Raw genomic sequence first — 10394 nt, forward strand, 5'->3', positions numbered from 1 at the left:
CACAAAGGCCGGACGGGTCTGCAAATCGTCTGACCAAACGCCACCATCAGCCCGTTGTATTCCTTCCAGTATCTTCGCGGCAGTTTTTCGCGCAAGGCAAACTCCGTTTTCTCCGGCGTCTTTGTGCAAACATACCCAAGACGGTTTGAAATCCTGTGAACATGAATATCAACACAAATCCCCGGCTTGTCGTAGCCGAGCGTTACCACCAGATTTGCGGTTTTCCTTCCCACGCCCTCAAAACTTAAAAGCCCCTCTATCGTGTCGGGAACTCTCCCGCCCGTCTCGCTCTCAAGCCGCCGGCACAGTTTGATGATGTTCCCCGCCTTGGTTCTGTAAAACCCGACCGGATAGATGAGGCGCTCAAGCCGCTTTTTGCCAAGACCCAGAATTGCGGACGGAGTGCGAGCCTCGGCAAACAGCCGCTTTGACGCCTCCGCCGTAACCTTGTCCCTTGTGCGCAAACTCAAAATTGTTGACACAAGAATCCTGAACGGGTCGCCGCCGTGAACGGACACAAGACTCATCACCGGCGGATTCCACTCAGTTGACCGCTTTTTTAAGACACCGATGACCTTTGGAATGTCAGAGTCTTTGAAAGTTCCGGTCTTTTTCACGGCAAATCACTGAAGGGGCTTTTGTCCCGCAGCTGCGGCGCACATCTCGCGGAGGTCGTCCCACTTGCGCTCAAGGCGCGACAGAATTTCACAGGCGCGCTCCCTCTCTCCGCCGCCGAGAAGAGAAAGCGCCTCGGAGAGCTGCTCAACCGACCGCTCCCTGTCAAGCGACTGCGGGTTGAGAACCGAGCACACATCGCCGTAATTCAAAACCGCATATCCGCCGCCGTCCCGCCCCGAAAACCAATCGCTCATTGTCCGGATGCCGCCGTCCAGCCTCTCAATTGCGGCGGCGCTCCCCCCGCTTCCCGCCTCTTCAAGGGCGCGGGATATCGCGCCGGAGGCCGCCGCCAGCCTCTCCCGCGCGTCTCCCACCCTTGTGTTGTAGTGGATTGAACTGAACCCCCAGTGAGAATAAAAGTTGCGCCTGCCGGACTCGTCAAAGGCGGCAAACCATTCAAGCGGAACGGCATTTTCGCACGAAAGTATGTTGCGGTTTTCCCCGGCGGACAGGGGGCAGACAAAAAGACCCTCTTCGCTTCTGATGAAAAAACAGTCGCGCACGGCGTCCTTTTCAACAGAGAGAAACTCCGCTATCGCCTTGCGGAAATTTTCGTATTCGTTTCCGAACCATATACCGAAGGGCGACATCGGGCCTCCCCAGTATTGCTCATAAAAGTCTATGTATGACTGCCAGTAAAGGCGCTCGTCCGCGGGGGCGGACTCTATGGAGTCATAAATGATGAGAGTGCTCTGCGCCACAAAACATTATAACCGCGCCGGGGGTCAGCCGTCTCCAATCCGCTCTATAACTGTGTCGGATATCCACTTGCTTATCTTTGCCTGAGAAACGCCGCCGAGATGTTTTTTCATCTCCTTCATCGGAATAACCACCTTTGCCGCCGACCTGTGCCCGCCGCCTCCGCCGCGGACGGCTTCTCCGTTTTGCTTCCTGATGTTCCCCCCGCCCGGCGGGCCGAACATCTGAAATATGCTGCGCGCCACTTTGCCCGCGCTCTTGACGTATCCCACATTGCGGAGAGACGCGATGAAATAAACATCGTTAAGGATGCCGAACGAAACCACCCACTCAACATCCTTTGCCTGCATGCAGAAGTCCGCCATTTTCGGGATCATGTATTCGCGCGTTACCTTCCCCAGATTGATGAACAGCACATTGTTACGAATCCGGTGACGGGCAAGGGAGCGGCCGAAAACCGTCAATTCATCAGAGGGAATTTCCGCCTTTTCTATTTTTCTGAGCAGTCCGAGGTTTGCCTTTTTGTAAAGGAAAGTGAACGCCTCAACATCATCGTCATCCGCGTCCCGCGTGAGGGAAAAAGTGTCCGTCTTGATGCCGTAAAGCAGAGCGGTGGCGAGACGCTCGGATATTTCAATGTCCGATGCCCTGAGCAGTCCGGTCATTATCGTGGAGGTGGCCCCCTCCGAGGGGCTTATTCTGGAAAAAACCGCCTTGTATTTGCCGGTTTTCGGGTGGTGGTCTATGACCGAGTCCACGCGGGGGAAAAGGTCTCCGAAATAAGGCGGCTGAACATCAACCATCGCTATTGAGTCAAAATCCGAAACCTGCTCCGTGGCAAGCGGCGTAACATCTATCTCAAGCAAGTCGGCCATTGCCACATTTTCCGGACGCGAGACATCCGCGCCGAAATGCCCTATGGTCGCGGTCTGCTTGTTTCTGCCGAGCACCGCCCGCAGCGCAAGCGCGCTTGCCATCGCGTCCGGGTCGGGATGGTCGTGCAAGAGGATAAGGATTCTGTCCGCGCCTTCGTGCGCGTCTTTCAGTTTGCGGACAACGGATTTGCTCAAAGTTCCCGCCCCCTTTCACATGCGGCGGACAGGGCGGACACAAACCCGCCGATATCCCCGGGCTCCGCGCCGTCTTCAACCATCTTCATTATTGCGCTTCCCACTATGACCGCATCGGCAAAAGCGGCGACCTTCCGCGCCTGCTCCGGCGTTGAAATTCCGAAGCCGACTCCCACCGGCAGATTGGTTTTTTCCCGTATTTTCTCAACAAGTCCGGCAAGGCCGCCGCCCCCGGAGTAGTCCATATCGGGGCGGGAGCCGGTAACACCCGTTACCGAAACCAGATACACAAAACCGCCCGCCATTTTGGCAATTGCTTCTATTCTGCTGTCGTTTGTGTTGGGAGAGAGCAGAAACACCTCGTCCAGTCCGTTTTGCCGCAGGCTGGAATGAAAGCCGCCCGCCTCTTCCGGCGGAAGGTCAACAGCAAGAACCCCGTCCGCCCCGGCGGCGCGGGCGTCTTTTGCGAGTTTGTCCGTTCCGTAGCGGTAAAAGGGATTGCAGTATCCGAAAAGCAGAAGGGGAACGTCCGCCGAATCTTTGATTTTCCTGACCGTTTGCAGAATGCCGCCGAGTGTGGCGCCGGAGGAAAGCGCTCTTTCGCACGCCCTCTGGATTATAGGCCCGTCCGCCATGGGGTCTGAAAACGGAACGCCGATTTCAATGATGTCCGCCCCGGCGCGCGCCATGGCGAGAGCAATGCGTTCGGTTGCCTCAAGAGACGGGTCTCCCGCCGTCAGGTAGCACACGAGGGCGGCTTTGTTCCGTTTCTTCGTTTCGGAGAATTTTTTCGCTATTGCAGTTGTCATTGTCAGAAAGACGCCGGAACCGGCGAGGTGTCCGCAAGCCCCAAACAGACGGGCGGGATTATATCCGTAAAAGGCGCGGGGTCAATAAGGGAAGTTCCGGCAAACGGACACTTTCCCCGCCTGTCCACAAGCGCAAACAGTCAACCGGATGCCGTAGGGTCGCCCGATTTGTGCGACAGACGCCGCGCAAGCCTCCAGTGCAAAACAAATACAATTGCCAGAACGAATACCACTATCAGGCTCCGGACAACGCTTTGATATCCGCGCCGCCGCTCGCCACTCACCACATCGGCGTATTCCTCTTGGCGCAGACGCGTGAGGTCCGCCTCATCACCCGCTTTCGTCATGCCGCGGTCAAGCAGATACAGCCGGTAACTGTGGTTGGATTGGTAGTGACGGGCAAGGTGCGGACTCATGAAAAACTCCGGAGCCGCTATTTGCGCCATATTGGATAAAATCATAATCGTTGAAATTGACAAAACGATGGCGGCGACAAAACAAACCGCCAATGCGTATATTTCCGGCAAACTTCTTCTCCTGTGTTCCCTCAACATGATTACCTCCTTAAACTTGATACCCTACAGATTCCCGCAGTAAGCATAACTCAATGCCGGAAATTCCTGCGCGGAGTGAAACCCCGTCAAAACTTCCCGGCGTAGCGCAGGTAGCCCCGATGTTCAGGCTGTTCACTTGTTCGGGAAACGGTCTCATAACCAACGCTCAAGCCGCCTGTCATCTCTATGTCCAATCCGCCGGACTGTGAAGCCGCCTCTCCGCCCTCCATCTCATTGCGGGCAAAAAATGTCATTACTCCGCTGTCGCCCATTAACGCAACTCCGTAGCCCGCCTCCATAACGTAACGTTGCCCGCCGCTATCTTCGGTAACTCCCAACTCCGCAACACCCCGCTCCCAAAGATCATCGCGCTTGTCATTGGTCGCTCCCCACTCAGGCCGGAATATAATGTAGGGTCCCGTCCCGTTATCGCTGTTGTATGACCATATTATGTCGCCCGAAAAACCCCACTCATCCACGCTGTCTATGCCTGAAAGAAGCGCCCGACCGTTCCCTTCAAAACGCAAACCCGCCCCCGGTATGGTGATATTGAGACCGCCCCCGGCCTCAAGACCGCTTCCGCTCTTTATATCTCCAAAGTCCGCCCGGTATGAAAGACCTATGTCGCCGCCAAGATTGCCGTTCAGACCAAGAGGCCGACCATAACCCATCTCAATCCCGAAACGCGCCACACCGGCATCCAACTCAAGACCGCCGGAACTGCCTTCCGATATGCGGGCAAGCGCAACATCACCCAACATATCAAGGCTCACACGCCCCGAACCGAATTTAACATTGCCTATGAGAACGGTTCCGCCACCCCCCACAGTCAACAGGTTTATATCGCTGTTGTGGCAGTTATTCGTACAGTTCTCCTCCTCGCCCTCAACCTTAATGTCTCCCATACCGTAGCCCACCGTCCCCCAAACGGTGGTTCGGGCAAGAGGACGCCAACCTATGTACGGGTGGACGCTCCACGCCGTAGTGTCATGCGCGCGCGGTGTCAGACCGCTTCTGCTGAAATTTATGTCCGCATTGAACAGATTCGCGGACACTCCGGTCAGCAGATTGGACATTATCATGGTATCAACTCCGACCATGCCGCCCGTGATGCCGCCGTCAAAGATTATGTCTCCGCCAAAATCAACATCGTGGTAGTATCCGCGCCCCCAAGCCCGGAAACCCATTGACCCGCCGCCATAATCGTAATCAGAATCGCCCCAATCGTCCGCCGCAAGCGCGAATGCAAGGTCTGACAGTTTGATGTCCGGCATTTCCGCACGCTCATTGTCGCGAGACGCCTCCGCCGCAAGAAACTGCCGCCAGCCACCGCCCCTGACGTATACCCCGCTACTCACGCCTGAAAACGCCTCCTTTATTCTGTCCCGTATGGCTCCCGCCGTCTCGGAGGCAATCGTCATGGCAATCTTCGGCAATACCTGAGCGTTCACCTCCCGAATAAATGCGTTCGGGTCTTCGTCATTGTCGGTGATTGTGACAACGCTTGTAATTGAGCCCGCGCCGCCCGGAAACTCCGCAACGGTCAGGCTACCGAGTGTCAAAATCACGGTCTCGTCCTTCTCATGCGTTTTGTCATCAACAATTGACAACTCAATAGTTTGCTGCAACGCGCTGCCGGGAGAAAACACCAGCACTCCCGCCGCAGAAGTTAAGGGGGCGTCAATCGTGTAGTCCGGGCCGGGTTGCGCCGTGCCGGTGAGGGCATAGTCAACCGTTACCGTCTCCGGCGCTGCGGAGTCAAGAGCAATGGAGAAAGTCAACGTGCCGCCGTGTTCGGCGATAGTGGGAGAGGAGGCGGAGACGGTCAACTGCGGCGTTTCCTCTATCGTAATATAGAGGGTCATCGTGTCCATATCCCCGTCTTCATCCCTTGCCGTGATGGTGTATTCGCTCCTTGATTGCGCGGCATCCGGCGTGCCGTGAAGAACATTCAAGACGCTGAGACGCAACCCTGAAGGCGGAGAAGGGTCTATTGCATAACCTATGTCGCCGTTGCCTTCCACCGTAGGCAGGGGAATCAGTTTGTAGTTGCCGCGAACAAATGTTACCTCCAATGTTTCCTCCGCAAAGACGGGTTGCCTGTCTTCTTCAACCGTGATGGTGAAAGTGAATGTGGCCGTATCCTCCGCGCTTGTATCCCCGTCGCTGTCTCCCGCCGTCAGTATGTATTCGGTCGGACCTTGCAGGACTGTCGGAACGCCGGTAATAGCATGTGTGTCGGGGTCAAAACTCAATCCCGTCGGCAGGCCGGGGGTTATTGAGTAAGTTATTTCTCCATTGCCGCTGCCGTCTCTCACTTCGTGCAGCGGGAAGGGTCTCTCAGTATGAACAATCAATGTCTCTTCAATCGCACGTTGCGACACAAATACGGGCGCTGTGTTTGTGTCATTATCCACAATTTGAACGGCGCTTATTATTCCCGACACTTCGCCCGGAAACACGGCGGCGGAAGAAAGGTTGTTGAATTCAATCCGGATTGTCTCGTTGTCTTCGCCCTCGTCTTCAAAATCATCAGTAATTGAGAGCACTATTGTTTGTGATGCGGTGTCGGGAGCAAAAACCAACGTGCCTGATGTCAGAGGGGTCGGTTCAATAAATGCGTAGTCCGCGCCGTGCGTTGCAGTGCCGCCGGTGAGGGCATAGTCAACCGTTACCGTCTGTGGTATTGGCGGCGAGAGAGCGAGGGAGACAGTCAGCGTTCCGGCGTTTTCGGCGATGACCACCGGAGAGGGCGGAGAAACCGTCAGTTGCGGGTCCACAACTGTAATATGGAAAGTTGTTGTGGCCATGTCCGCATCCCTGTCTTCCTCCGTTGCCGTCAGAGTGTAGACGGTTCTCACCTGAGTGGCGGTCGGTATGCCCTCAATGGTGTGGGATTCACCGAAACGCAACCCGTCAGGGAGGGAGGGGGTTATTGAATAGTGTATTCTGCCGTTGCCCCCGGTTGCGGCTGGCAGTGCGGCGCTTAGGTAACCGCCGCGAACGAATGTCAAATCTGCGGTGCGCGAGCCAAAATCCGGCTCTATGTTCTCAACCGCAATGATGAAAGTGAATGTGGCAGCATCCCCGTCCTCATCCGTTGCCGTCAGGGTGTGAGTTGTTTCCGTTTGCGCGAGTGGAAAGGCGCCGTAGCCGGGGTTGCGAACAATCCGGTGCAGTCCGCCGTGAAGAAACAAACCCGAAGGCAGAGGGGGAGTTATCCCGTAAGTCAAATCCCCGTCCCCGCCGGTCTCAACGGGCACGGTCGGCAAATCCAACCCGGCTCTTATATTAGACGGTGTGAATGTATGGATAATCGCGCTTGGAGAACCAAAGTCAGGCACAGCGTTCGGCTCAACCGTGATGTAGAAATTAAAGGTATCCTCATCCCCCGCGCTTGTATCACCATCGCCGTCTCCCACTGTCAGGGTGTATTCGGTTCTCCCCTGTTCGGCGGTCGGTGTGCCGCTAATCGTGCGGGTGTCAGGGTCAAAAATTAATCCCGCAGGCAGACTGCCGGTTATTGAATAGGTCAAAGCCCCGTCGCCGCCGGTCGCTTCGGGCAGTTGAAAGGGAGTTATTTCTTTATGGGCGGAAAATGTATTGTCTATAGGGAGAGACGAGGCAAATACGGGTTGTGTGTTCCCGTCATTGTCTCTAATTGTGGCAACAACTGTTTTGGTGGTGGCAACGCTGCTTATGGTTACCATGTTACCCACAAACTCTATAGGTAAGTAAGGGTTGGCGAGTGTCAGCGAGCTGAGTACCAGACTGAACATCTCCTCATCGGCCTCATCTTCTGTGTCGTCTATAAGCGAGACCACTATCGTTTTCAATGAATCGCCCGGAGCAAAAGTTAACGTGCCCGACGTTTCGGTTGAAGGAACCGAAACCGTGTAGTCTGCGCCGTGAGTTGCCGTGTCATCAGAGAGTCTGTAGGAAACCTCTGCCATCTCCGTTGCCGGCGGGGAAAGAGAAAGGGAGAAGGTTAAAGTCCCGCTGTCTTCGGCAACGGACGGGGTGGCGGGAGAGACGGTCAACAGATGCGGACGCACCGGTGGCGGGTCCACCACGGTATCCACAACTGCAAGGGCGAAAGTCATTTGGTCTGTATCTCCGTCTCTATCCATTGCCGTCAGAGTGTAGGTTGTCCTTTCCTGCACGGTGTCCGGTGTACCGTCAAGAACATGAGCGGATGAAATAAACCTTAACCACATAGGGAGAGCAGGACTTATTGTATAGGTTATTTCGCCGTTGCCGCCCGTGGCAAAAGGCAGGTCAACCCTGCCGTGTCTGCCGAGAATAAGTTCCTCATCCACGGTTTGCGAGCCAAAGTCAGGCGCTATGTCTTTAACAGTAATGGTGAAAGGAAACGCGCCCGTATCCCCGGCGCTCGTATCCTCATCGCCGTCCCTCGCAATCAGGGTGTAGGTGGTTTCCCCTTGCGCCTCCGGGAAATTGGCGAAACTGTAGTCAATGGCAACGATGCGGCGGTCGCTGTCAAAACTTAATCCCGGAGACAGGGAAGGAATTAACTCATAAGTCAAAGGCCGCCCGTTGCCGTTTTGCGCTTCGGGCAGTTGCAAGTCTCCGGTGTCGCTTTGACTGTATGTCTTGCTGATTGCGCTTGCAGAATCAAAGTCCGGCGGTGTGTTTGGGTCAACCGTAATGTGAAAGGAAAATGTTGCCATATCCCTGTCCCCGTCCGTTGCCGTCAGGGTGTGTTCGGTTCTTCCCTGCGCCGTGGTCGGTATGCCGCTGACCATGCGCGTCCCCGTGTTAAAACTCAACCCGTCAGGCAGGGTGATTGAGTAAATCACTCCCCCGTTGCCGCCACTTGCGGAGGGCAATTCAAAGGGCGTTATCTCTATGCCGACAAGGAATGTCTCATCAATTTCGGGCCACGGAACAAAGGCGGGTTGTTCATCCGCCTCAACCGTAATGTGGAAAGTATAGGTCGCAACATTCCCGCCGTCAGTTGCCGTCAGGGTATATTCGGTTCTTGGCTGGGCGGTGGTTGGCGTTCCGCTGACCATGCGTGAGTTTTCGTCAAAACTCAATCCGTCAGGCAGGGTTGCAGTATAGGTCAAAGTTCCGCCGCCGGTCGCGGCGGGCAGTTGTAAAATAGGGTCTATCTCCGAACCTTCAATGTATCTCACATCAATTTCGGGCGGAGAGAGAAAATAGAGTCCTTCAACTCCAATATGGAAAGTATAAGTCGCCCTGTTCCCGCTACTGTCCTCCACAGTCATTATGTATGGGGTTCTTGCTTGAGTGGTAGTCGGAGTACCGCTAATGCGGAGCGTGTTTCCGTCGAAACTCAATCCCGATGGCAGGGGGGTGGACGGGCTTATTGCATAAGTCAAAATTCCGGCGCCGCCGGTCGCGGAGGGCAATTGTAAAACAGGGTCTATCCCTATGTTGGCAATTAGTGTTCTGTCAATTACGGGCGGAGAGTCAAAGAAGAGACCCCTGACCGTAATGTGGAAATCGTAAGTATCCGTGTTCGTGCCATCGCTTGCCGTCAGGGTGTATCTCCTTTTTGGTTGCGCGGTGTCCGGTGTGCCGCTAACCATTCGGTTGGACGGGTTAAATGTCAGAGTCGAGGGCAGAGCGGGGGTTATTGCGTAAGTTACTACCCCGTCACCGCCTTCTGCGGCGGGCAGTTCAAAGGGTTCTATCGGTGTTCTGGCTATGAATGTCTTGTCAATTTCGGGCGATGATTCAAAAGCGAGAGCCTCAACCGTAATGTAGAAGTCATAAAAAGCTTTGGCTCCATTCCCGTCGGTTGCCGTCAGGGTGTATTTGGTTCTTCCTTTCACCGTGTCGGGTGTGCCGCTGACCATGCGTGTAGATTGGTCAAGAGTGAATGTCGGAGGCAGGTCGGTTGAATAGGTTACGGGTTCCACAACATTGACACCAAGAGACGCATCCACTTCGGGCAGTTGAAAGGGGGTTATTCCCTTGTTGGCAACTAATGTTTGTTCAATAGGTGGTTCCGAACCAAATGAGGGACCCTCAACCGTGAGGTGAAAAGTGTAGTCATCCGTCTCCAGATGAAAGTCCTTTACCCTCATTATGTATTGGGTTTTTGCTTGCGCTATTGGGATGCCACTAAGGATGGCTGTGTAGATGTTAAAATTCAGGTCAGGAAAGGTGCCGGAGATTATTGAGTACTCCAAAGGACTATTGCCGCCGTTGGGTTTGGGAAGCTGAAAGGATGTTACCTCTATGCCAGACTTGAATGTCATATCAACTGTACCCGCCGTGCTAAAGTCGGGAACTGAATCTTCTTCAACCGTAATATGGAAAGGCAATGTTGCCGTACTCCCATCCCTATCTGTTGCTATTAAGGTGTATGCCTTCCTCGACTGTACAACGGTTGGGGTGCCGTAAATACGGTACCATCCAGCGTAGTAACTAAAAGACAACCCCGGAGGAAGCGAAGGAGAAACAGAGTAGCTTAGATGCCAGTTGCCACTCCTCGCCCCTGTGGACAAGAGATGGGGTCTAACGTGGATATCATGATGCCTGCCACGAAAAAATCTCCAATCAATTGAGGGGTGCGGATCAAAGAACGGTTC

The 10394-nt window shown here is 54.8% G+C and carries 7 protein-coding genes; all 7 read right to left on the minus strand.

Annotated elements, in window-relative coordinates; genetic code table 11:
* Positions 1 to 617, minus strand: a 617-nt coding sequence (locus OXF42_03745) for an endonuclease III (protein MCY4047208.1), incomplete at its 3' end; no start/stop codon positions are given.
* Between the two features lie 6 nt (positions 618 to 623).
* Entirely contained in the window at positions 624 to 1379 is a 756-nt protein-coding gene (locus OXF42_03750; GenBank protein MCY4047209.1) for a hypothetical protein, read from the minus strand.
* 24 nt (positions 1380 to 1403) lie between these two features.
* The gene (locus OXF42_03755) at positions 1404 to 2447 is read right to left on the minus strand and encodes a DHH family phosphoesterase (GenBank protein MCY4047210.1); all 1044 of its coding nucleotides are present in this window, start codon (positions 2445 to 2447) and stop codon (positions 1404 to 1406) included.
* Positions 2444 to 3256, minus strand: a complete 813-nt coding sequence (trpA, locus tag OXF42_03760; protein ID MCY4047211.1) for a tryptophan synthase subunit alpha — start codon at positions 3254 to 3256, stop codon at positions 2444 to 2446. The genes OXF42_03755 and trpA overlap by 4 nt, the downstream gene beginning before the upstream one ends.
* A gap of 2 nt (positions 3257 to 3258) precedes the next feature.
* Positions 3259 to 3384: a hypothetical protein gene (locus tag OXF42_03765; GenBank protein MCY4047212.1), complete on the minus strand. Its 126-nt coding sequence runs from the start codon at positions 3382 to 3384 to the stop codon at positions 3259 to 3261.
* 12 nt (positions 3385 to 3396) lie between these two features.
* On the minus strand, positions 3397 to 3807 hold the full coding sequence (locus OXF42_03770; GenBank protein MCY4047213.1) for a hypothetical protein: 411 nt from the start codon (positions 3805 to 3807) through the stop codon (positions 3397 to 3399).
* An 89-nt stretch (positions 3808 to 3896) separates the two neighbouring features.
* On the minus strand, positions 3897 to 10061 hold the full coding sequence (locus OXF42_03775; protein ID MCY4047214.1) for a putative Ig domain-containing protein: 6165 nt from the start codon (positions 10059 to 10061) through the stop codon (positions 3897 to 3899).
* Positions 10062 to 10394 lie beyond the last annotated feature (333 nt).

It is taken from the genome of Candidatus Dadabacteria bacterium (assembly GCA_026708565.1).
GTDB lineage: Bacteria > Desulfobacterota_D > UBA1144 > Nemesobacterales > Mycalebacteriaceae > Mycalebacterium.

Coding starts and splice junctions, on each gene's coding strand:
- trpA (MCY4047211.1), bottom strand. CDS start 3,256: ATGACAACTGCAATAGCGAAAAAATTCTCCGAAACGAAGAAACGGAAC.
- OXF42_03775 (MCY4047214.1), bottom strand. CDS start 10,061: ATGACATTCAAGTCTGGCATAGAGGTAACATCCTTTCAGCTTCCCAAA.